This is a genomic window from Rhizobium sp. AG207R, from assembly GCF_027109195.1.
GTDB classification, from domain to species: domain Bacteria; phylum Pseudomonadota; class Alphaproteobacteria; order Rhizobiales; family Rhizobiaceae; genus Rhizobium; species Rhizobium dioscoreae.
The window spans coordinates 345,064-368,143 of the sequence record NZ_JAEPVT010000001.1 but is presented as its reverse complement, the minus strand read 5'-3'; the positions used below and the strand labels follow the sequence as shown (position 1 = coordinate 368,143).

The following is a 23,080-nucleotide window of genomic DNA, read 5'->3' as shown; positions in this document are numbered from 1 at the left end:
GGGTCTGTCGAATGGTCCTGCCCGCCCATCAGGAAAAGGCGCGCCACAAGAGCATCTGCATCGATTTGCGCAAGTCTCCCCGTTCCGCGACGTTGTCGGGCGCGCTCCTGAAAAGTAGTCGCAGGATGGCATTGTGCTGCTCCGGCGTCGGCATCAGGCAGAAAGCCGTCGACGATGGCGCCACTCTGGCCGAGGAGGAAATCCAGCCGACTTCCGGGATGAACACGGCCTCGTCCTTCGCACCGGCCGGGCCGTGCTCCGCCAGCGTCACGCCTTCAGTGGACACGGCCGTTATCGTCACGTCGGCGATGTGCCCATTGGCCCGGTGCCGTCCGCGAAGCCGGACTTCGATCGGTTCTTCCTGGCCGAAACGCGGCAGCTCTATGCAACAAAGCAGGCTCGTGAACGCAATGATCATCGCCACCGACGACCAGACGAGATTGAGGCATTCGCGTGCGGAAAATTCAACGGGCGCATCCCACCCATAGACCACCCGGACGACGGACAGCCCCGACATGGCCGCTACGAAGCCGAAAAACAGCGCGGTCGGGCGGTGAACGCGGATCGCGGACCTGTCCCCTCCCTTCTCCGTCACCTTGAAAGGGCGGCCAAACGGCTTACGGATCGCCTGGAAGAGAGTGATGGTGATCGGCACGGCGGTCAACGCATGTGTAACCTCGGTGAAGAGCGGCAGCGTGCGCCTTTCGGATATCCATGTCGAATAGGTCCAGAACAGGAAGAGCGAGCTGAGGCCGTATTTCATGAAAAGCAGTTCGTCAGCCTGCAGCGCCGAAACTCCGGTCAGCCAATAGACGGACGGCGCCAGCAAAAGGCAGAGGATGAAAGGCTTCGACAGCCAACAGAATAGCCCGTGCAGATAATGCAGACGCTGGATGAGGGTGAAGTTGCCGCGCCAGAGCGGCCCGTTGCGCAGCAGGCCGATCTGGATCGTGCCGAGGCACCAGCGAGTTCTCTGCGTGATATATTCGGGAATCCCTTCGGCTGACAGGCCGACACTCAGCTTCTCGTTCAGCCAGCGGGTTACATAGCCCCGCTCCATCAGACGGTAGGTAAGCAGCATGTCCTCGGACAGCGCATCATACGGAAAGCCGCCGATCTCGTTGACGGCGGCGCGACGCACCACGAAGCTGGTGCCCACGCAGAACGCGCATCCGACGGCATCCTTGGCGGGCTGGAACGTGTCGAAGAAGACCCGCTGGTCATCGACGAAGGAACGTCGGATGCCGAGATTGTGTTGGATCGGATCACTGTTGAAATAAAATTGCGGCGTCTGCACGACGGCCACCTTCCCGTCCTTGAAGAGACCGATGACTCGGTTCAGGAAATTTGCCTGAGGGGCGAAATCCGCATCGAGAACCATGATGAAATCGGAAGTCTCGGCGAGCGCGTTCGTATGATTCAAGGCATTGTTCAGATTGCCGGCCTTGGCATGCTTGTTATCCGGACGCGTCAGGTAGTTCACACCGACGCGTGCGCAATAGTCGCGCACTTCCTGGCGACGAGTGTCGTCGCAGACGAAAACACGAAGCCTGCGATAGTTCATCGCCTGGGCGGATATGACCGATTTTTCCAGGACATTCAGTGGCTCGTTATAGGTGCAGATGAAAACGTCGACGGAAGGAATGTCGGCCTTGGCCGCCAGTTCCTTTTCACCGAGATCGGCCTCCCTCTTCCAGTCAGTCGTTCTCAGAAGGATCAGGATCGAACCGATGGCGTAAAGCACCGACACCGCCTCGAAGAGGAAGTAAACATAATTCCAGAGCACTTCGGCGGAAAACTCGAAGGGCGGAAGCGTGTCGAGGGCGCGCCACGAAAGATAGAGCCCGAGCGACAAGAGCATGAGCAGACTGAATGCCGCCCGCTCGAACGGTTTCTTCGGGTTTGCGAGCATCGCGAACAACATCGCGCAAGCGGCGATGACAAGATCGAAGGTCAGAACACTGAATAAGTCGTCGTCGGAACTAAAGAACACGGTCTGTTTCTCCCTGACTTCAGCCTGGATGCGATCGGTCACGGGCCGCCGGATGCCGCAGCGACTTGCGTCAGCTTTTCACCGGCGCAGCTCTCATTCGCTCGTTAAGGAGCTCGACGGCATGCGCCTCGGCACGCCGAGGCTGGGGATAGAGGATCCTCCAGCTGGCGCGGATGTCCCGAGGGCCCTTTGCAAGGCGCTCCTCCAAATTGAGCACGCCGAACTGTTCGGCCGACCGCCGGACGAGACCGGTCAGTTTTGTCTCAGCCGCGGGCCATTGCGCGGCGGATGCCTGGGCTACGCCAATGAGCGATGTCGATGCCTCGCGTATATAATGCTGCGTTTTCTGAAGCCATTCCTGGGGCATCGTCACGTCGACCCACGTGCCGACAGAGCAGAACGGGCTGCCTCGCAAGTCTGCCGTGCCAGGCTCGGTCAGGCGGATGTACGCATAGAGCTCGCGACGCTCCGTCGGCGGGAAAGGAACGGCGTAATCGAGATCCACCCTGTCGGTCGTACGCGGAACCAGCCGCTCGACGACGCCGCTTGCCGCTTGAGGCCAACCTTCGGCATTGACATCAACCTTCGACCCCACGACGAGCGCTTGCGCCTGCCGCTCGGAAAAGATTGCGACGACAAAGGCGTCGCGGCAGTCGAGCGTTTCAGCGAGCGTGTCGCCAGCCGTGACCTCGCGTCCGGATGCAGCCACCGGCTTGTAAAGCTGGCTCGTCGAGGGAACGTGCAAATCGGCCCGCGCCAGCCTGTCGACCCGCGATGCCTCCGTCATCACGAGCGAGCCGAGCTCGGTCTCTTTCGTGCGCATCGTCGCGATCTGCAACTTGATCTGCAGGAGGTCGGCCTTGCGCGTGCGGATTTCCTGCTGGAGATTTTGCAGCGACTGCAGGTCGGCGCCAACATAAACACCCTGTCGGGCAAAATCGAGTTCCGAGGCGAGCTTGGCCACGGCGAGCTTGGCGGCTTCAAGCTTGGTGTCCTCCAGACGAACCGTATCGGCGACCTCGCCTTCGCTGCCGGCGGCGATACCCCGAGCCATGAGCCTGAGTTTGCGCGCCGCCTCGGCTTTCGCGATGCGGGACGAGTAGGTCACCATCTCCAGAGCCGCCTCGGCGGCCTTGAGATCCGCGGTGATCCTGACGAGGAGTGCCGCCTGCTGGCCGGAAAGATCGTTTTCAAGGTCGCCGATACGCTGGGCGTAGTCGCCGACGATCGAATTCTTCTGTTCCATCTCGTTGCGCAGCGCGGCAAGCTGAACCTTCAAGCCGATCAAGGTCGAATTGTCGACGCGATCGTTCTCGACCGTTATTTCGCCCGCTGCGCCGAGCGACGTCACCTTGCCGCTGATCGGCGTTGTCAGCGGCACGAGCGGTGCGTTGATCACAGCGCGAGTAGAAGTCGATGTGAAGAATGGAGGGAATGCGGATGAGGCAAATACTGTACCCATTACACCAAGTACAGCGTAAGATGCCAATCTCACCGATGCATCATTATTTCTGCCATCTTTGCTTTTTCTAAAGAAAAACATAGCCATAGATCCTTTGATGAATGCGCTATATTATTCCTCCCGAAAGAATGCAGCGATCGTTGCACGGTTTTTTGTGCGCCGCAATATCGTTAAGATTGTGCTAACGGCATGGTCCGCAGATGCCCAATATTTGACCAGCAATCTGAAGGGGCCATCTTACGAATTGGGATCAGCCTTTCAGTCCATCCCGCTACAATAGCAGCCGTTATATCCGCTACGGTGAGAAGCGAAGTCCAGCGCGCGCAAGTGAAACACGTGGCATTATTTGTGCATCCTTGGCTCCTGGGAGCTTGGCGAAACCGACCATTCGCAACTTATACGATTAATTATCTTGCTAAATACCACCATCGTATGATCTACAGCTTCGAAACCCATCATAAAGAAGTAGATGAAACGCAGCGTCGGCGCGGATTCCCCCCAGATTTCCACCTTCTGCTGACGGCGCTACTCCAAAAGGATGATCAGATCCGTAAGCCGGTCTTCCGCCTTAGTACTGGAATTAGGTTTCAAATGAAAACATGCGTCACTCTCCGCATCCAGCCGGATGGCTTTGCATGTCGGTCGCAAGCCGGCTAGATTGGTATTGGCTTGGCGCCAGGAGATCGAGGCTTTGAAGGAGCCGCTTGGAGGGGTGTCTGGTCATCGTGAAAGAGCGTTTATCGTGGGGCGCCTTTCTTAAGGGCGGTCACCAGCTTCGCCGAGCCGGATTCGCAAAGCGGGCGGGGAGGCGGCAACTCCCAACTGCCTGATTCGCATGCAGCGAAGACAAGCTGTGGATGTTCTTTGCCGGCACTCATGTTCCGCAATGGACGTCCATAGGAAAGGTCAAGGATAAGGAATGGTCTGTCGCGCAGCCCCGCATCGACCATCTTGGCACGTGCGATACCACCCTAATTCGCGGAAGCGTCATGCCCGCTCTCGGCTCGTCGAACCAGGCGAGCGACCACCTCAGTCCGGTTCTGCGCCTGCAACTTACGCATTATGTGTTGCAGATGCATCTTCACCGTATGCCCCGACAAATTGAGTTTTCCTGCAATAACCTTGTTCGAGCAGCCACATTGCAACTCCGCGAGGACCTCCGCCTCCCTGGGAGTGAAATCGGCGATCGTCCAATATTGCGTCCTTTCATCCAGGTTTTTCTCCACCTCGTTTCTGGCCGGAACATGCTCGCTTGATTCATCTGCAACAACGCCTAACAGCTGCGGGCAGAATGTTCCTCCCGCCAGAACGAGACGAAGGCCGGCAAGGGCGATATCAATGGGAAGTGAAGTCGAAAAGAAACCGCGGATGCCCATTTTGAGCGCCTGACGGACTATGTCGACATCATCCGTACCTAAGAGCAGGGTGATGGGAGCCTGGGGAAAGCGCGCGGCAATCGCGGCGAGATCATTACGCAGGCTTGCACTCTCGACACCTCTGCCGGCCAGATCCAGCGCAATCAAACGTACCTCGGCACCAAGGGCTCTATCGAGACTTTCCGTCGAGATCATGTCGACAAAATTCCAGCCGGCGAATTCACGCTCAAGAAGCTTCACCACAGTCGTACGCGCCAATGTGGAATGCTGAATAACGACAATAGTTGGTATATTGCGCCCCATATGACGCTTGGATTTGGCACTGTTGGACACTTGACCGCTCCCCGGAATATCTGCAGCCCAACCGCAACCCAGATTATTTCCGCTCTCGTTTCATGTCATGACATGAAAAAGAGGTACTATCGATATCAATAGTCTTATCTATCACGAGAGTTGTTATAGAGTGCAATGGCTCAAGGACAGTCAACCTTTGCATGTATATCGCACTGAAATCATTATTCACTAATATATGTTGCATCGATTCACTTCGTTGAATTCATATGCAGAAAGCGTGTCAACAAAGCTATCGGTGACATTAAAAATACATATGATATTCGAGAAATACATCACAGGAAAAACAGACAGAATATCATTATCTGTCAATGAGATTCAGTTCAAGCACGTCCTTCAACTTAAAGCAGCCTCAATACTGTATTGGCACCTATAGGTTCCGATCAGACACAACAGCCTAGAACGATCGAGATTTATAACAACATAAATTGGGTTAGGAGGGGAATACTCGGCGTCTCGGTGACCGGGCATTCCGCGCCATGCCTCTCCGAGAGGCAAGGCCAAACGGATGAAGCAATCCAGCATATGGTTCTTAAAGGCGCGGAGAATGGCTTCATGAAGTTGAGCCTTCACAATGCCCGCAAGGAGACTATCTGTCAGGTATGTACGAAGCCCAGAATGTCGTCTACGAGAGCCGAATGGGCGTCCGTAAGATTGCCGCCGCCACCGTGGCCGCCGACGCCGGCCAATTGAAGTGCATGCTGATCGTAGAGAACATGGTCGATCTGCTGGGCGTCCGCCGTCCCACCGGCAGGAACTGCGATATTGATGGGATGGAAATAGGCGAGATTAATGTCGACCATGCTGCCGGTCGATGATCCAACGCCACCACCGCCAGCTTCATGGCTGCCGGTAAAAATCGTCCCCGATGACATGTTGAAGCCACCACCGTTGCCGCCGATGCCGGCAATCTGCATCGTGCCCTGATCAAAAACCGCATTGTTTGTCTGATGGGCTTCGGCCGAACCGCCTGCGGCGCCTACCGCGATGTTGATCGGGGAGAAAATGGCCACGTTCACATCGACCATGCTGCCGACGAAAACTCCGTTGCCGCCATGCCCCGCATAATTGTCACCGGTAAACGTAACCGCGGTTCCCGGGTTCATCGTCGAGTCGTGGATCGCGACATTATGATCGCCGCCGGAGCCACCGATGCCGCCCATCTGGGTTGCCCCCTGCAGGAACAAAGCGTTGTTCGATTGATCGGCGTGAGCCTCAGCGCCATGGCCAACCGCCACAGCCGTGTTCACGGGAGCAAACACCGCAACATCAGTGCTCACGAGACCGCCAAAAAAGAGGCCGTTGCCACCGGTGCCGGCATGACTGACGTCGCCGCCGCCAATCGCAATATTGCCACTTCCGCCATTCCCGCCGATCCCAGCCGTTTCGGTGGGATGCTGGTTGACCAGCGCATCGTTACCCTGGAAGGCGTCCGCGCTCGAATGAGGTCCCGCAATGGCAGCATTGGAAGGCACGAAGACGGCCAGCGCGTTGCTGTCGATCACGCCTTCGCTTATCCCGTCGCCGCCGCTACCAGCTGAGTTGTAGTTCGGACCCGACGCGACATCCAGTGGAAGCCAGGTTGGCACCAGAGCCAGGTGCCCCGCTGCCGAATTGGAGGTGAGGTTTTGATCGGTGCCTGTTTTGGGTAAGTCTTCCAATAAGGGACGGGTGTCCGTCATAACCATCTCCATTGCAAATCAACCGAACATCCCACAAGGCGAGCAACTTATGCAGACAGGATTTTTCGGACATTGTGCACCTGAACGTGAGAAAAGCAGAGCCTGTAATTCGTCTACATCCTGCCGGCTAGCGTCCTAGCCATTTGGCTATCATGGATCGAGCGCCCCGCGATGAGAATTCGAGGGCGCCAAACCGGCCTTGCAGCAGAGACCCGAATGCCGCCTGTTTGCTTGAACCTCCTTTGCTTCGAAAGATCAGGCGTGTCGATCGGGCCGCAGGCCCGATCATGACCATCTCATCTGGTGCCGACCACGACGCGCCGAGGTCAAATTGCGCTCATCTCCAAGCATACGCCTGAAGGAGCGTCACCGAATATCTAGATAGCTCCCAGATTTGACCGCGGGTAATATTCACCCGCGGTTGTATTGCGGGCGGTGAGACGCTGGAGACCCATGCCGTAGAACCACACGGACGAAACGAAATCGAAGGAGGAACATCAATGCCTATCCCACAAATATCTGACACGATCCATTTCAGTGACCCGGTTGCCGGCGACGCGAGCGCCGGCAACGGCGGCGATGGCAACAGCCATGGCAATATTGACTACAATCCGGTTGCGTATGTCGCCAATACGCAAACGGTCGACGGGGCATCCATCGATCTGCACAACGGCGATCACGTGGGGCAGATGGCAGATTGGACCGCCGGCAGCGGCGGACCTGGCGGCTTTGCGCAAGCCCAGAATGGCTTCCTAGCGGCGGTCACGAATAGCGGCGCGGGAGGCGCCGGAGGAGATTCTCACTCCAACGGCAGCCAGGGAAGCGTGAGCGGCGGCGACACGGCGGCGGTCAGCGCGGATACCACGGCGACACAATATACTCAGCTTCTTGCAGATCAGCATGCCACCATTCTTGCTGGCGTCGGCGGCAACGGCGGCAACGGCAACTTGGCTCGCGGCGGCGACATCTCGGCAGCGCTCGTTCACACGGACCCCTCAACGACGACAGTGAACAATGCTCTCGATCATTTCTCGAACGACTTCGGCCATATCGATCTCAGCCATCTTGGCTCATGAACCCCAAACCCAGAGGGTCGCCGGCTTCACTCGGCGACCCTCATAGGTTGCGGAACCCATCGGCAGCCTCGTCTTGTCAGTCTCACGCGGAGCGAGATCGGATAATGGCAACGCTTTCTGTAACGCCATCGCGCCAACAGACACAGCTCGTCATCGCGCTCCGGGCTTGCGCCGGAGCACTTGGGCTGGTTTTCCTCTATAGCTGTGGCTACAATCTCTTCCTTCTGGCGCCTTCCGTTTATCTCCTGCAGATCTATGACAGAGTTCTGTCGAGCCGCAGCGCCGACACGCTTCTGATGTTGACAATAGTCATCGCCGTCGCCGTGGTGGTTGGCGCAACGCTGGACATTGTGCGCCGGGCAGCCCTCTCGCGCATCGGCAGCTGGCTGGATCACAGGCTACGGCCCATGGTGCTTACCGCATCATTCGAATATGCCGCACGCGCCGATGCAGGAGCCGCCACGGAGTGCTTCAGGGATCTGACCACCTTACGCCAATTCCTCGATTCCCCGGCAAGTTCCCTGTTTTTTGACCTCCCATGGGCACCGATCTTCCTGCTCCTGCTCTTTCTTGTTCATCCGCTGCTTGGGGCGCTCGGTCTTCTGAGCGCATTAGCACTTCTGCTGTTTGCCTGCCTCACGGAGCTAGCGACGCAAGAACCGCTTGCCAGCGCCAATCTTGCCCTCTCCAGAAGCTATCTGCGGTTCGCGAACGCCCTAAAAAACATCGAGGTGATCCGGGCGATGGGCATGGAATATGGTGCCGCGCTAGTGGTCTATCGCGATGCGGAAATGGCAAGACGAGCACAAGACATCGCGATGCATCGGACGGAGATCATTCTTGGTTTTTCCAAATCGATCCGAACACTGGCGCAGATCCTGTTGATGGGATCCGCGACCTGGCTGGTGCTCTCGAGCAACAGCAGTCCCGGTATCATCTTCGTCGCCAGCCTGCTGCTCGGGCGCGGACTTGCGCCGATCGAGGGCGCGATAGGCGCATGGCGCTCCCTAATGTTTGCTCGCAACGCCTTCAATCGCCTCAACCGCATGCTGATCGCCGTTGCGTCGGAACGCGATGCCCGAACGGTGCTTCAGCCGGAACCCAATGGCCTGGTTCTCGAAGACGTCGGCTATATTCAACCATTCGCCAACAGGCAGATACTAACCGGAATCACGTTGCGCCTGGCGCCTGGCGATTGCGTTGCCCTCATCGGCCCTTCCGGATCGGGAAAATCGACGTTAGGTCGTGTTATTGCGGGCGTCGTGCAAGCAACAAGCGGGTGCGCCCTTCTTGGTGGGGTAGATGTTTCGGCTCTGCGTCTTTGCGGAGGCGCCTACCACGTCGGATATCTGCCGCAGGACATCGAGCTTTTCGGCGGGGCAATCAAGGATGTGATCGGCCGGCTGGATGGAGGAGATCCCGCCAGGGTAATCGATGCAGCCAAGCTGGTTGGATTGCACGAGGCGATCATGCGGCTGCCAAAGGGGTACGAGACCGATATTGGAGAAGGTGGTAGCCTGCTCCTTCGCGCTCAGCGCCAACAGCTGGGGCTGGCACGGGCCGCCTATGGAAATCCATCCCTCATCGTTCTCGATGATCCGAACTCTAGCCTGGACTATGATGGCGAGCGCATGCTGCACAAGGCAATTGAACGCATGAAATCCAGGGGCATGACCGTTGTTATCATAACTCACCGCATGGGTATCCTACCAGTTACCAACAAGATCGCCATTATGCGCAACGGGACGGTGGCTGCCTTCGGCGACAGCGAGCAGATTTATGAAACCTATCTTCAACCGCCGTCGCGAACGGGACCATAGAGGGGACTGGGACATGACCCTTGTGCAACTGGATGCAACGCTGGCGAGATTTTCAAGTTCGTCAAAAGTGAGCCAGCGCTTTGCCGAACGATCGACGGCGACAGACAAGCAACAGACAGCTTACGCGCCGGTGCTCGGCACGAAACAGCGCGGACCCGCTCCCCCTTCGCCCATGCCGCGGCTCAGGGGCGTTATATGGACGGGGAACCTGTTGATCGGAGTCTTTATAGTCGGATTGGGAATCTGGTCGGTGCTGGCGCCGCTGAAAAGCGCCGCAGTTGCATCCGGCGTCATCGAGCCGGAGTCCAGCCGCAAGACCATTCAGCACCTGGAAGGCGGTATCGTGCGACGGATACTCGTCAAGAACGGCGATGCCGTGACGGCAGGGCAAGTCGTGATAGAACTCGACGACACCAAGTCCCGCTCGGAGCGCGACAATATTCAAGGGCAACTTTGGGACGCCGAAGCAAGCCGCGCCCGCCTGCTTGCCGAGCAGACGGGCGCCGATCATATCGCTTTTCCGCAGGACCTCAGGTCGGCAATGGACAGAGATCTCTCAGTCGGCGCGATTCTGACTGGACAGCGGAAAATCTTCGAAGCGCGTCGTCAGGTCATGCAGGCGGAAGTTGGCATAACCAGCGAGAAGATCGCACAGGTGCGGCAGGAAATCGTAGGGCTTGGCGCGCAGAAGACAGCACTGACCGACAGGGCGGCAATCTCGCAGCAGGAACTGGATCAGGTTACGGCCCTCAACGCCAAGGGATTGGAACGAAAAAATACTGTCCTCAACCTCCAGCGGGAAAAAGCGGACCTCGCCGGCCAGCGGGGTCAGGTGGAGGCCCAGATTTCGCGCGCCTACCAGGTGATCAGCGAGGCACAGGCCGATCTCGCAAAGCTCGAGAGCGACCGGCTGAGCGAAGTCGCGCAGGGTATGCGCGACACGGAAAGTCAGATCATGCAGTTGCGCGAGCGCTTGTGGGCGATCGACGATCAGCTTTCAAGGACCGATATCCGGGCGCCCGAAGACGGAACAATCATGAACCTGCGCATCCACACCGCCGGCGGAGTGGTCGGCGCGGGCGAGCCGCTCGTCGATCTTGTGCCGCGCAGCGATCGCCTCATCGTGTCCGCCCACGTCAGACCGGAAGACATCAATCTCGTCCGTGCGGGGCTTGAGGCGCAGGTTCACCTCCTTCCATACAATCAGCGGCGCGTTCCGTTGCTGAAAGGCCGGGTCGAGTATGTATCGGCGGACCGCCTCACCGATGCGCAGAGCGGCCAGCCATACTTTGCCGCGACGATCCGAGTGACGGACGAGCGGTTGGCGAAAATGAACGATGTCGAATTGGTCGCAGGCATGCCTGTGCAGACACTGATCGAAACGGGCAAAAGCAGCGTGGCATTCTATGCCATCAGACCACTTATCGACAGTTTCCACAGAGCATTTCGTGAGGACTGAAGCGGTGATGGGCAAGAGAAAATTCGACGACGATCAGATTACCGGCATACTGAAAGAGCACCAGGCTGGGGTGACGGTTGCTGATGTTTGCCACAAGCACGGTATCAGCGAGCCGACCTTCTATCGGTGGCAATCCCTTCATTTCGGAAATGCCGGTCTCGATTCCAAAAGAATGAGAGCACTGATGGAAGAAAACCAGAAGCTCAAGAAACTTTTAGCCGAAGCCATGCTCTCGGCGGCAACGCTGAGTGAGATGCTGGCGAAGACATCGAATGGGCGAAACTAATCCCCAATCATGGAGTGCGGCCGCGTTCGGTCCATCTCTACGCGATAAACCATTGCGATTGCATTCATCCTTCAACGAAGGCGGCAAGCTCGTCGGGCGTCCCTTGAGGAAAGGCCTCCTTCAGATAATCTAGGAATGCCGAAACACGCGCGCTGAGGAGCCGACGCGTTGGATATAGTGCCCAAAGAGCGGTTTGAAGCCCCTCTAGCTCACCCCAGCTCACCAGCCTGCCGGTAGCCAAATCCGGAATGGCGAGCGATAGGGGTAGACGCGCCGCTCCCGCCCCCGCTCGAACGGCATCACGAACCATAATGAACGAGGAGACGCTCAGAACTGGCCTTGCCGCGATGCTCAATTTTCCCGCTGAGGTCATGACCTCCCACAATTCAGCTTGGGCCATCGATCCACGAGTGACGGCGGCAACGGGGTCGCGGCCCATCGGGCGCGGTAGATCGGGGCTTGCCACGACCACCAGCCGATCATGCAGGAACACGCGACCAACGAGGCTTTCGTCCGGCTCCGGATTGACGCGAATGACCAGATCATAAGCCTCCTCGATCATATCGACTGCCCGGTCTTCCGTCGTGATCTCGAGCTGAACTTCGGCGTGTTTCAGGACGAATCCCGCCGCAAGCTTCCCCATTGCCGTCTGGGAGAACAGCAAGGGTGCGCTGATCCGCAACCGCCCTCGGGGGCTATGTCCGCCCGACGCGATAGCCTTCGCCGTTTCGTCAAGCTCGGTCAGGAGTGCGCCTGTTCGCTCGAAGAGTGCGCGCCCTTCCTCCGTGAGCTTTAGCGTCCGTGCACCGCGCTCGAACAGACGCAGGTCGAGACTCGCCTCAAGGTCGGCCACACGCCGCGACAAGGTTGCCTTCGGTCGGCCAGTGGCGCGAGCAGCCTTGCCGAACCCGCCGTGGCGAGCGACCAGATTGAAATCGGCGAGAGCGAGCAGATCCATGTGTTTCACCAACGAGACAGTCTGTCCAAATATGACGTCTATCGGGCGCAATTTGGATCATTAAATTGATAACTGTCAACTGAACACCTCAACGGAGCAATCCCAATGACCATTCTCGTTACAGGCGCCACCGGTCGTGTCGGCCACCACGTCGTGGATCAACTCATCAAGCGTGGCGCGAAGGTTCGCGTGCTGACCCGCGATCCCTCAAGGGCCAATGTCTCGGCCGGCGTCGAAGTTACTCAAGGCGACCTGCTCGACATCGATGCGCTGCGCAACGCCTTCCACGGCGTAAGCACGCTCTTTTTGTTGAATGCCGTTACCGGCGATGAATTCACCCAGGCGATCATCACGCTCAACATCGCCCGCGAGGCGGGCGTCGAACGGGTCGTCTATCTTTCCGTGTTCGATGCCGATCGTGCAGTGAATGTGCCGCATTTCGCCGTCAAGTTCGGTGCTGAGCGCATGCTCGTCCAGATGGGCTTCAGCGCCACCATCCTGCGCCCGACATACTTCATCGACAATGAGCTGATGATCAAGGACGTAATCCTCAATCACGGCGTCTACCCGATGCCGATCGGCGATAAGGGTGTCGCCATGGTCGACGCCCGCGATATCGCCGAGGTCGCCGCCATCGAACTGATCCGCCGCGACCAGGCTGCCCGCAAGCTACCTATCGAGACGATCAACCTTGTCGGCCCCGACACGCTGACCGGCCCGGATGTGGCCAAGATCTGGTCGGACCTGCTCGACCGCCCGGTTGTCTACGGCGGCGACGATCCCAGCGGATTCGAGCAGAACATGGCAAGCTTCATGCCGAAGTGGACGGCCTATGAGATGCGTCTGATGGCCGAACGCTACGTCACCGATGGCATGATCCCCGAGCTCGGCGACGTGGAGCGGCTGATCACGATCCTGGGTCGCCCTCTGCATTCCTACCGGGCCTTTGCCAGTGAGATCGCTACCGCGGCCTGAGGCCCGACAGCCAAACCGCTCCGGAGAGGGAGTGGGCGCGACGCGCCTCTTCCTCCCATCCGGCCTCCGCACCCAATGCGATGTGACGAGCATACGCGAGTCACCGATCAATAACAGGAAGCAGGAACATCAATCCGTGCCAAGGGCAGGACATTGCCATTGGGCGTGATCGCGTGGCGACCTTCAGGTCAGCTCGCCTCGGCCCAGGCCACCGCGTCGGCGCCTGCGGGGATCCGCACGGGGCTCGAGGGATCGTTCACCGCGCGCCACACGGCTTCGGCGACATCCCGCGAATGGGTGACCGGGCCCGGCAGGCTGAAGCGGGCCATGAAGCCTTTGACGAGATCGGCATAGGCCTCGTGGTCGAGACCCCGCATTCGGGAGCTGCCATTCTCGGCGAAGCGGGTCTCGGGCGCGCGCCCGGGTAGCACGATGTGCGCGCGTATGCCGAACTGTGCGACTTCCAGCGCCATGGACTCGGTAAAGGCGTTCACCGCCGCCTTGCTCGCCGTGTAGGCTGCGACTAGCGGGAGCGCCCGCAGCGTCACGGACGACGTAACGTTCACGACGACCCCTCCCCTACGTTCCCTGAGCTGCGGCAGCACCGCCTGCGTGACGGCCATCGTACCGTAGAGGTTCGTCTCGAAGACGTCGTGGATCGTCGACATGGGCATGACCTCGAACGGCGCCGCGGCGCCCACGCCTGCATTGTTGACCAGGGCGTCGATTGGCCCGGCAGCCTCGATGGCCTGATGGATGCTGTCCGGATCGGTCACATCGAGCGCGAGCACGCGCACATTCTTTGAAGAGGGCAGCACATCCTCGCGCGGCGTGCGCATTGTCGCGATGACCGTCCAGTCGCGGTCGACGAAATATCTGACGGTCTCAAGTCCGAAGCCGGAAGAGCAGCCGGTAATCAATATGGTCTTCATGCAGGTCTCGCAGGTTTGATTGTCTACACGAAGACGATAGACCCACTTGCCTGGACCATCTATAATCAATAGTCCAAGTTTGATTAGTGAAAGTCCGACATATGATCGATCCACTGGCGGAGGTCGTTGCGCTGCTCAATCCGAGCGCCCGACATGCGAAGCGCGTCGTCGGCGCCGGGAGTTGGCACATCCGCCGTTCGGATACCGGGCAGCCCTTCTATTGCGTCGTTCTTGAGGGCTCCTGCCGCCTCGCGATTGACGGGCGCGAGCCGATCGAAGTGCGCTCAGGCGACTTCATCCTGGTCCCCGAGTCCTACGGCGTCGCAATGTCCAGCCTCGTGCCACCCCCGACCGACTTCCCTGAAGCGGTGGCCATTGCGCTTGGCTCGGGCGAATTCAGGATCGGCGATCAGAGCGAACCGCCCGATCTGACGATGTTGGCGGGCCATTGCAGCTTCGATTCTGCCGATGCGGGCCTGCTGGTGTCGCTGCTTCCCCAGGTCGTGCATGTCCGCGGCCAGCCTCGGCTTACCACCCTCGTCGAGCTCGTCAGAGACGAATTCCGCGACCGGCGGCCGGCACGCGACGTCATCCTCACCCACTTGCTCGAAGTCCTGCTGATAGAAGCACTTCGCTCGACGGCGGCGACACCTGCATCACCCGGCCTCGTGCACGGGCTCGCTGACGAACGTCTTGCCGTGACGTTACGCCGGATGCACGAGAGCCCGACCAAGGTCTGGACGGTCGCACAACTGGCGAAGGAGGCGGCTCTTTCCCGCTCGGCCTTTTTCGAACGTTTCAGTCGCGCCGTCGGTCTTGCGCCGATGGCCTATCTTCTGAACTGGCGCATGGCTCTGGCTAAGAACATGCTCCGGCGCAGCGAAGCTGGCATCGCCGAGATCGCGGAACGCGTCGGCTACGGCTCGGCAAGCGCGTTCAGTGTCGCCTTCACCCGCCATGTCGGGCTGCCGCCCGCGCGCTATGCGCGGCAGCAGGACCTCCCTGCGTCCTAAGGGCCAAGAAGCTCGGCGCTACGCTCCAGATGGCTGTCGGCGCATGAGCACCGTCCCGCCTCAAGCGTTTCGCTCGACGCAGGCGCCCGCCAGGATGAAGTCGACGCCGGCAATGAACTGTTGGCGATCGTCATGTTCGCTCAGCTGCGCCGCCACCCGCCGAAGAAATGGACGCGCTTCGGGATCATCCTGAATCCAGCCCGTGGCTATGGTTTCCAGCCACGCCTTACGATCCGTTCCGTCCGGAAGCGTGCGGGCGTTGGCCGCGTTCTGGCCGGCCACACCGAGGATGTAGTTCGTCAGCGCGGAGGCGCAGTCGAATTGTGCATCCGCAGGAACACCAAGCGGCTGGAGCCATCCGCCGATGCGTTCGAAGATCTCTCCAACCGCGGAATGCCATGGTTCGCGGGAAAGGTGAGCGCCGGCCCAGGGGTGAGCGTCAATCGCATCGAATACCGCAAGCGCGATGGCGCGGATCGCTGCTCTTGGCTCCTCTTCCTTGGCCACTTTCGCCAGGGCGCGGACGAGAACGTCTCCCGTCGCGGCGGCGAGCAGGTCGTTCCTGTCGGCGATATGCCAGTAGATCGCCCCGCTGCCCGTCGCCAGCTGTGTCGCCAACGCTCGAAATGTCAGAGCGGCCTCCCCGCGCGCATCGAGAATCTCGACCGCCGCCTTGACAATCCGCGCCTTGGAAAGGGCGTCCGCGCGCCGCGTGGTCTGATGAGCTCGTTTAGACATGCGCCTATGATGACATATCTGGAACGCCGTTCCAATTCCTGCTATATGGAACAATGTTCCAATCATCTCGAGGTGCCATCATAACCACTCCCGTTACCATTGTTGGCGCAGGCCTGGGCGGCCTGACCCTCGCCCGCGTGCTCCACCTTCACGGCATCACCGCCACGATCTTCGAAGCGGAGCCCTCCCCGCACGCCCGCACTCAAGGCGGCCAGCTTGACGTTCACGAACATGACGGTCAGCGCGCGCTCGCTGCCGCCGGCCTGACCGACGCATTCCGCGCAATCGTTCACGACGGTGGCGACGCGACGCGCGCCCTCGACCGAAACGGCAATGTGCTGCTCGACCAACCCGGAGACGGCCGACGTCCCGAGGTGCTCCGGGGCGACCTGCGGCGGATCCTCATCGACTCCTTGCCTGCCGGGACGATCCGGTGGGGGCGGAAGCTCGCCGGAGCCAGGCCGCTTGGCGCCGGTCGTCACGAACTGACGTTCACCGATGGCTCGGCTGTAGAGACCGCGTTGCTCGTGGGAGCCGATGGCGCCTGGTCAAAGGTACGCCCGCTGTTGTCAGACGCGAAACCCGGCTATGTCGGCGTTTCCTTCGTCGAGACCTACCTGCATGACGCTGATCGGCGGTTTCCCGCAACGGCCGCGGCGGTCGGGGCCGGCGGAATGTTCACGCTCGAACCGGGCAAGGGGATCACCGCGCACCGGGAGCCGACAGGCGCTCTCCACACCTATGTTCAACTGATGCGACCTGCGGCTTGGTTTGCGGACATCGACTTCAACGACGCCGAGACTGTGAAAACACGGATAGCAGCCGAATTCGACGGGTGGACACCCACTCTCACCTCATTGATCACCGGCAGCGACACGGCGCCGGTCCTGCGAGCGGTCAACGCGCTCCCGGTTGGTCATCGATGGGATCGTGCGCCAGGAGTGACGCTGCTCGGCGACGCCGCGCATCTGTCGCCTCCGGCCGGCGACGGCGCAAACCTGGCGATGCTCGACGGGGCCGAACTCGGCGAGGCCATAGCCGCTCAGCCTGGAAACATCGAGAATGCGCTGACCGTCTATGAGGCGGCGATGTTCGCGCGCAGCAAGGCCGCTGCCATTGACGCGCGCCGAGTCCTGGACCTTTGCCTGGGTGAGCATGCGCCCTTCAGCCTCATCGACTTTCTCAACGCCGCGTCATAACCGCGGTGCTCCAGAGAAAAGGCCACAGAGAACCGGCGTGCGTATTGGAGTTCTCGGGACTTGCTCGCCTAATCTGCCGGAGCCACGACGCGTTATGCCTGAACCCGCCTCAAAGAGTCTTGCGCCATGATCTGGACATTGCGGGGGAAGCCGAACGTTCCCAAGCGTTCACACAAGCAGGTGGAGGCGGACGGTCATCCCCCGGAGGAGATATCGCCTGCCGTATCGCTCGGAACGGCGGTCCGAAGTTTTAGGGCGACAGAGCTTTAAACCTGCATCTCTTTTCCCACCACTCGCGGGTGTTCATGTTAGCGGCGTTGAAGGACACTATCTGAAATTCGGCGGGCCTCAGGAAGCAAGTCGGTCGACAAACGCCGCAGGCGAGGCCAAAACGGCTAGGCAATCAAGGACCTGATCCGTTCAGCATCCTCTGGCGTCGCCGGATTGTAGACCACCATGCTGAGATCAGTCCTACCATCGACAGAAAACGCCGAATATTCGAAGGCGAGCGGGCCGAGAACCGGATGGTGTATATGTTTGACCGCCTCGCCATGGGCGCCATGAACTTCGTTGTCGCGCCACATCCTTCTGAAATCGGGGCTCAGCCGGCAGAGCTCGTCGATAAGAGGCTCCACCTCAGCCGCCGCCCCCGCACGCGCGGCGTCCAGCTTGAACGCGCCCACCACAAAGTGCGCCACGCTCTCCCAATCATGTTGCATCGTGCGGGCGTGCGGATTGAGGAATATCATGCGCAACAGATTGCGCTCATCCGGTGGCAACGCTCCATAATCGGTCAGCAGCACGGTTGCTGCTCGATTCCAGGCGACGACGTCCCAAATGGCGGTTCTGATCAGGGCCGGGCTCGGGTCCAGCGCGTCCAGCACGCGCTGCAGTCGCGGCGTCACGCCATTGTTCTTCTGGTAGCGGGCCTCGGGCGGGCGGCCGAGGCCGAGCAGAAAAAGGTGCTCACGTTCGGCATCTGTGAGCATGAAGGCCCGCGAGAGGCGATCGAGCACCTCGGCTGATGGCGCGCCGCCGCGCCCCTGTTCGAGGCAGGTGTACCAGGTCGGGCTGATGTTGGCCCGTTGCGCGACTTCCTCGCGGCGCAGACCGCGAGTCCGGCGACGTTCCGAGGAGAACCCCAGAGCTGCGGGATCGAGCTTGGCACGGCGATCGCGGAGATAGCGCCCAAGCATGTTTTCGATAGGCAGATATTCGCTCATCCTGTTAGTCTTTATACTACCATAAGGTCACTACTTTACCAGCATACGCCGTTGCGGTTGATTTGTTCTCGACCGAAATCGGGGACTTGTTCATGCCTTCACCTCCACTCTCGTCGAAGTCCTTACGCATTGCCGTCCTTGGTTGCGGCAAAATCGGCAGCACATTCGCGTTCCAATTGGCTCGCGCCGGCAACCACGTCACTGTCATCGCTCGGCCGATGTCGGCCCGGCTTCAGCAGTTGCGGCGCGACAACGGCATCGTCACCGTCACGGGTGAGCGCGCCGACGTACAAATCGCGGACGTGCTCGACGAGGAGACACCTTACGACCTCATCATCGTGACGGTCATCGACTATCAGGCCGATGCCGTGCTGCCGGCTTTGCAGCGCAGCGCCGCCAAGAGCATCCAGTTCATGTTTGTCAGTTTCGAACCGGAGCGGCTGCGCGATGCGGTCGGCGCCGAGCGATGCTCGTTCGGCATGCCTTTCGTGCAGGCGGTGATTGACAAAGACGGCAAGCTCAAGCCCACTATTTCGAAATCTCAAAAGACGATCATGAGTGAGCAGCGCTGGGTGGACGTGTTCAGCGCCGCCGGACTACCCGCGGCCCACGAACCCGATATGCCCCTCTGGCTGCGTTGCCACGTTCCGCTATGCATCGGGTTCGAAAGCGTCGCGGTGGCGGGCGAGCGGCGCGGCGGCGGTGCCTCCTGGGGCGAAGCAAAGCTCGTCGCACGCGGGGTGAAGGAAAGCTTCGCGCTGATCAAAGGGCTTGGCTACCCAGTCTATCCGAAGTCGAAAGTGCGCCTCAGCGGCCTTCCAATCTTCATTTTGACTTTCATGCTGTGGATGTTCTCGCGCGTGAAGTCGATGCGCGAATTGCTCGCGACCGGGAAAGAGGAATGCAAGGCGCTGATCGACAGGATGGTAGAGGCGGCACCCCGGGCGAAACCCGCCATCAACGTCTCCAGAATTGAGGCAATCAGGCCGGCGTAGGCCCGGCTGACGGCTTCTGTCCCCACTTCGAATTTAGGAGACTTCTGTCATGAACGTATTTGTCACCGGCGCAACGATGGGCGGGTTCAGCCGCCATGTCGAGCTGCCCGTCCGCCAGACGGCGGGCCTACTCTGATCCACCGCGACCGGTAGGAGCATGCTTGTCTTGATCATAACGCGCCCGGTTGTTCTCGATCTCGTCGATATGCTCTCCCGCCCACGCACCCAGTGCGCGGACCGGCACAGCCAGGGATTGTCCAAGTTCCGTCAGGGCATATTCGACTTGCGGTGGGACCGTCGGATAGACCGTCCGGCTCACCATCCCGTCGCGCTCGAGCGCCTTCAGGGTGCGTGTCAGCATCTGCTGCGAGATGCCCCCGACCGTCCGTTTGATCTCGTTGAAGCGATGCGGCCGCTCGACCAGTATCCTGACGATCATCACTGTCCATTTGTCGCCGACGATGGCGAGCACTTTGCCGACCTTGTGGCATTGGGCGCTGACGGCCGGCGAGGCAGGCATATCCATGTGACCAGGTCCTAAAATTATGCGTTCTTGGCGGAGCACCTGTGGTCACATAGATAGTCCTGGTCACAAATCAAGACCGGAGATATCCAGTGAAACTTCTTCATCTCGACTCCAGTATCATGGGCGAAAACTCGGCAAGCCGGGTGCTCTCTGCCGCTATCGTCGAGCGGATCGTCGAAACACATGACGCGGTTGAAGTCACCTATCGCGACCTTGCCAGCGAACCGCTCCCGCATCTCACCCTCGACGCGTTCAAGGTGCTCGACGCCGGCACTGACGTGCAGCAATTCCTCGACGCGGACGTTGTGGTGATCGGGGCCGGCTTCTACAATTTCTCTGTTCCCACCCAGCTCAAGGCCTGGATCGATCATATCGTCGTGCGGGGAAAGACCTTCGCGCGCGGCGAAAACGGGCCGATCGGTCTCGCCCAGGGAAAGCGCGTGATCGTCGCGCTGGCGCGCGGCAACGTCTACAGCGATGGCTCGCCGTATCACTCGTTCGAACATGCCGAGACGCTGCTCCGCTCCGCATTCGCATTCATGGGTGTCACGGATATCGAGTTTATTATCGCCGAGGGGCTCGGGCGCAGCGAGGAGGTGCGTCGGGCCTCGATCGCGGGCGCACTTGAAGAGGTGCGCAAGGTCTCCCCAAACCCCAAAGCTCCGGCTCCACTCGGAGCTTGAGAGCACAGACGCGAATGCACGGCATGCCTGGCTTTCGCGCCGTAACGGAGGAATCGCTGCTTCAATTGCTCGGACGAAATTTCCTGATGGCAGATCTCTCGGCCGGGCATGTCGGACAGGATCGCGGACATGCCGTTGTCGGACAGATCCTCGCGGCCAACCGCGGGGATCCTCCTGCCGGCCGGCGACCAAAACGGGAACCATGTTGAACGTGTCCGCTCCACCGTTAAGGGAGTGACGAGAAGGACTGCTCACTACCAGACGCTAGGCGACGTCCAGCTTCACCCGCCTCGACCTGCCGGCGGCCATATTGCCGGGGCGAGCAGTTCATCACCCGCTTGAAAGCGGTACTGAAGGACTTTTCGGATTCGTAGCCAAGCGCCAACCCGATCTCGGCAAGCGACTGACGCGTCGAGGTCAGCCTGTCCGCCGCCTGCATCATGCGCCAGCGCGTCAGATAGTCCATCGGCGAAAGGCCAACCCTTTCCTTGAAGGTCACCGCGAAGGCGGTGCGCGACATCCCAGCCTCCTTGGCGAGGGTCTGCAGCGTCCATCGCTGGCCAGGTGCTCCGTGCATTGCGGCGATGGCCGCGCGCAAACGCTTATCCGCGAGCGCGGAGAGCCAGCCTGCTTCCTCGGCCGTCCGGTCGGACAGGTAAAGCCGCAGCGCCTGCACCAGCACGATCGTCGCCAATTGCTGCGCGACGATGAAATCGCCGGGCTGTCCCTCCGACAGCTCCTGCCGCATGCGCTCGACGCACCAATTCAGGGTCGCGCTGCCAGGACGATCACGGATGTGCAGGAGTGGCGGAAGGACGTTCAAGAGCAGCTCCGACTGGCCCTCCGACAGCGTGAAGTAGCCGCCGATGCTGAGATAGTCTCCACCGCCATTGTAGGTGAGGATGCGCCCTTCCGGCCGTGGCGGCAGGACCTGGCTGACAGGGACCGGCGCGACCGACAGGTCGCTGGCGATCTGGAACGGCCGGCCACGCGGCAGCAGGAAACATTCGCCGGCGCTGACCTGAACAGGAGACTCGCCTTCCACCGATATCCAGCACGAGCCGGTCACGACGGCGTGGAACTTGATCCCCTCATGCGGCCCGAAGCTGATCGCCCAATCACCGCCCGCATCGAAGCCGCCCGACACGTAGCTACGCAGCTTCAGAAGCGAGAGCACATCCGAGAGTGCATCCATTCGTGACTTCCTGAACGATCGAAAACCATATTCGAACTATGCGGCATGGATCGTTCCTGAGCAACCGCCTAAATTGGGTTTGAAGTCAATAGAGGAGAAGCGCCATGCGCATATTCGTGACCGGTGCCACCGGCTTCATCGGGGCCGCCATCGTCCGCGAGCTCATCGAGGCCGGGCACGAAGTCACCGGGCTCGTGCGTTCGGCGGAAGCCGCCGCACGCCTTGAAGCGGCCGGCGCGAAACCGCAGCGCGGTGGCATCGAGGAGCTCGAAAGCCTCGCACGCGGCGCGGCCCGGGCGGACGGCGTGATTCACACCGCCTTCTTCCATGCCTTCTCGCACGCCAGTCTCGCGACGCGCCTGCGGGTCATGCTCGGCGGCAGCCCGACCAATATCGTCAAGCGGTTTATGACCGCCGCCGTCGAGGCGGACCGGCGCGCGATCGAGACGCTCGGCAACGCGCTGCGCGGAGATCAGCGATCGCTGGTCATTGCCTTTCCGACAATGGCGATGGTTCAGGGATGGCTGGCCGTTGAAACGGATCCCGCCGATCCGAATGCTGTGGGCGGTCTCAGGGCTCGATCCGAGGGGGCAGCCCTGGCGCTCGCAGCCCGCGGCGTGAGGGCCACGATCGTTCGGCTACCGCCTTCGGTACACGACGAAACCCGGCAGGGCCTCGTCACCCAGTTGATCGCTATCGCGCGCAAGAAGCGGGTCTCCGCCTATGTCATCGGCGATAGCGAAAACAGGTGGGGCGCTGTCCATCGGCTCGACGCATCGCGCCTCTTCCGCCTCGTCCTCGAACAAGGCGAAGCCGCCACCTGCTATCATGCGGTCGCCGAAGAAGGAATCCCGGTGCGCGCCATCGCGGAGGCGATCGGCAGCCACCTCGGAATCCGCGTCGAAGGTTTGTTTCCGAAAGACGCACACAAGCATTTCGGCTGGCTCGCGCCCTTCGTCGGCGCCGACAATCCGGTGTCCAGTGAACTCACGCAGCGGCGCCTGAGCTGGCAACCGACCCATCCGCGGCTCATGGACGATATCGGCGCGGCTCTCCGCAACGCCGACGCGCGGGCATCATCGGCCCTCCCATGAAGCGAACCCAAAGGTACAAGCACACTCACATTCCTGCATGACTT

At 60.3% G+C, this 23,080-nt stretch carries 20 protein-coding genes; 10 read left to right on the top strand and 10 right to left on the bottom strand.

The window, feature by feature from the left end:
- Positions 1-28: 28 nt before the first annotated feature.
- The 4 genes from JJQ51_RS01535 to JJQ51_RS01520 form a co-directional block, all read right to left on the bottom strand.
- The gene (locus JJQ51_RS01535) at positions 29-1,993 is read right to left on the bottom strand and encodes a glycosyltransferase family 2 protein (protein ID WP_269244180.1); all 1,965 of its coding nucleotides are present in this window, start codon (positions 1,991-1,993) and stop codon (positions 29-31) included.
- Between the two features lie 70 nt (positions 1,994-2,063).
- The gene (locus tag JJQ51_RS01530; protein ID WP_113391154.1) at positions 2,064-3,392 is read right to left on the bottom strand and encodes an HlyD family efflux transporter periplasmic adaptor subunit; all 1,329 of its coding nucleotides are present in this window, start codon (positions 3,390-3,392) and stop codon (positions 2,064-2,066) included.
- Positions 3,393-4,426: 1,034 nt separating this feature from the next.
- Positions 4,427-5,134: a response regulator transcription factor gene (locus JJQ51_RS01525; protein ID WP_113352109.1), complete on the bottom strand. Its 708-nt coding sequence runs from the start codon at positions 5,132-5,134 to the stop codon at positions 4,427-4,429.
- 644 nt (positions 5,135-5,778) lie between these two features.
- A complete protein-coding gene (locus JJQ51_RS01520; RefSeq protein ID WP_269244179.1) occupies positions 5,779-6,864 on the bottom strand; it encodes a hypothetical protein in 1,086 nt (361 codons plus the stop codon).
- Positions 6,865-7,364: 500 nt separating this feature from the next.
- Here JJQ51_RS01520 and JJQ51_RS01515 point away from each other — a divergent pair, with 500 nt between their 5' ends.
- The 4 genes from JJQ51_RS01515 to JJQ51_RS01500 all read left to right on the top strand — a co-directional run bounded on the left by JJQ51_RS01515 (position 7,365) and on the right by JJQ51_RS01500 (position 11,505).
- Positions 7,365-7,940, top strand: coding sequence for a PE-PGRS family protein (locus JJQ51_RS01515; protein ID WP_113331788.1), 576 nt, complete (start codon positions 7,365-7,367; stop codon positions 7,938-7,940).
- A gap of 104 nt (positions 7,941-8,044) precedes the next feature.
- On the top strand, positions 8,045-9,760 hold the full coding sequence (locus JJQ51_RS01510; protein ID WP_269244178.1) for a type I secretion system permease/ATPase: 1,716 nt from the start codon (positions 8,045-8,047) through the stop codon (positions 9,758-9,760).
- A 13-nt stretch (positions 9,761-9,773) separates the two neighbouring features.
- Entirely contained in the window at positions 9,774-11,219 is a 1,446-nt protein-coding gene (locus JJQ51_RS01505) for an HlyD family type I secretion periplasmic adaptor subunit (protein ID WP_145636699.1), read from the top strand.
- Positions 11,220-11,226: 7 nt separating this feature from the next.
- Positions 11,227-11,505 carry a transposase gene (locus JJQ51_RS01500; protein ID WP_069614130.1) on the top strand — a complete coding sequence of 93 codons (279 nt, stop codon included), beginning with the start codon at positions 11,227-11,229 and terminating at the stop codon, positions 11,503-11,505.
- A gap of 64 nt (positions 11,506-11,569) precedes the next feature.
- On the opposite strand, the gene JJQ51_RS01495 is transcribed toward JJQ51_RS01500, so the two are convergent.
- Complete coding sequence (locus tag JJQ51_RS01495) at positions 11,570-12,463, bottom strand: LysR family transcriptional regulator (RefSeq protein ID WP_269244177.1); 894 nt, start codon at positions 12,461-12,463, stop codon at positions 11,570-11,572.
- 105 nt (positions 12,464-12,568) lie between these two features.
- Between JJQ51_RS01495 and JJQ51_RS01490 the strand changes: the two genes are divergently transcribed.
- Positions 12,569-13,438: an SDR family oxidoreductase gene (locus tag JJQ51_RS01490; protein WP_145636693.1), complete on the top strand. Its 870-nt coding sequence runs from the start codon at positions 12,569-12,571 to the stop codon at positions 13,436-13,438.
- 188 nt (positions 13,439-13,626) lie between these two features.
- Here the strand turns inward: JJQ51_RS01490 and JJQ51_RS01485 are convergent, their stop codons facing one another.
- Complete coding sequence (locus JJQ51_RS01485) at positions 13,627-14,370, bottom strand: SDR family oxidoreductase (protein WP_145636741.1); 744 nt, start codon at positions 14,368-14,370, stop codon at positions 13,627-13,629.
- A 101-nt stretch (positions 14,371-14,471) separates the two neighbouring features.
- Here JJQ51_RS01485 and JJQ51_RS01480 point away from each other — a divergent pair, with 101 nt between their 5' ends.
- On the top strand, positions 14,472-15,383 hold the full coding sequence (locus JJQ51_RS01480; RefSeq protein WP_269244176.1) for an AraC family transcriptional regulator: 912 nt from the start codon (positions 14,472-14,474) through the stop codon (positions 15,381-15,383).
- Positions 15,384-15,443: 60 nt separating this feature from the next.
- On the opposite strand, the gene JJQ51_RS01475 is transcribed toward JJQ51_RS01480, so the two are convergent.
- Positions 15,444-16,121 (bottom strand): TetR/AcrR family transcriptional regulator, encoded by a 678-nt coding sequence (locus JJQ51_RS01475; RefSeq protein ID WP_173002554.1) that lies wholly within the window; start codon positions 16,119-16,121, stop codon positions 15,444-15,446.
- A 53-nt stretch (positions 16,122-16,174) separates the two neighbouring features.
- Between JJQ51_RS01475 and JJQ51_RS01470 the strand changes: the two genes are divergently transcribed.
- Positions 16,175-17,320 carry an FAD-dependent oxidoreductase gene (locus tag JJQ51_RS01470; protein WP_269244175.1) on the top strand — a complete coding sequence of 382 codons (1,146 nt, stop codon included), beginning with the start codon at positions 16,175-16,177 and terminating at the stop codon, positions 17,318-17,320.
- A 395-nt stretch (positions 17,321-17,715) separates the two neighbouring features.
- On the opposite strand, the gene JJQ51_RS01465 is transcribed toward JJQ51_RS01470, so the two are convergent.
- Positions 17,716-18,543, bottom strand: coding sequence for a helix-turn-helix transcriptional regulator (locus JJQ51_RS01465; protein WP_152094393.1), 828 nt, complete (start codon positions 18,541-18,543; stop codon positions 17,716-17,718).
- A 62-nt stretch (positions 18,544-18,605) separates the two neighbouring features.
- Between JJQ51_RS01465 and JJQ51_RS01460 the strand changes: the two genes are divergently transcribed.
- Positions 18,606-19,538: a ketopantoate reductase family protein gene (locus JJQ51_RS01460; protein WP_269244174.1), complete on the top strand. Its 933-nt coding sequence runs from the start codon at positions 18,606-18,608 to the stop codon at positions 19,536-19,538.
- A gap of 127 nt (positions 19,539-19,665) precedes the next feature.
- Here JJQ51_RS01460 and JJQ51_RS01455 read toward each other — a convergent pair whose 3' ends face one another.
- Entirely contained in the window at positions 19,666-20,064 is a 399-nt protein-coding gene (locus tag JJQ51_RS01455) for a winged helix-turn-helix transcriptional regulator (protein ID WP_113352118.1), read from the bottom strand.
- Positions 20,065-20,153: 89 nt separating this feature from the next.
- Here JJQ51_RS01455 and JJQ51_RS01450 point away from each other — a divergent pair, with 89 nt between their 5' ends.
- On the top strand, positions 20,154-20,747 hold the full coding sequence (locus tag JJQ51_RS01450; protein ID WP_145636686.1) for an FMN-dependent NADH-azoreductase: 594 nt from the start codon (positions 20,154-20,156) through the stop codon (positions 20,745-20,747).
- A 226-nt stretch (positions 20,748-20,973) separates the two neighbouring features.
- Here JJQ51_RS01450 and JJQ51_RS01445 read toward each other — a convergent pair whose 3' ends face one another.
- Positions 20,974-21,942 carry an AraC family transcriptional regulator gene (locus JJQ51_RS01445; RefSeq protein WP_269244173.1) on the bottom strand — a complete coding sequence of 323 codons (969 nt, stop codon included), beginning with the start codon at positions 21,940-21,942 and terminating at the stop codon, positions 20,974-20,976.
- A gap of 104 nt (positions 21,943-22,046) precedes the next feature.
- Between JJQ51_RS01445 and JJQ51_RS01440 the strand changes: the two genes are divergently transcribed.
- Complete coding sequence (locus JJQ51_RS01440; protein WP_269244172.1) at positions 22,047-23,036, top strand: SDR family oxidoreductase; 990 nt, start codon at positions 22,047-22,049, stop codon at positions 23,034-23,036.
- Positions 23,037-23,080: the final 44 nt, after the last annotated feature.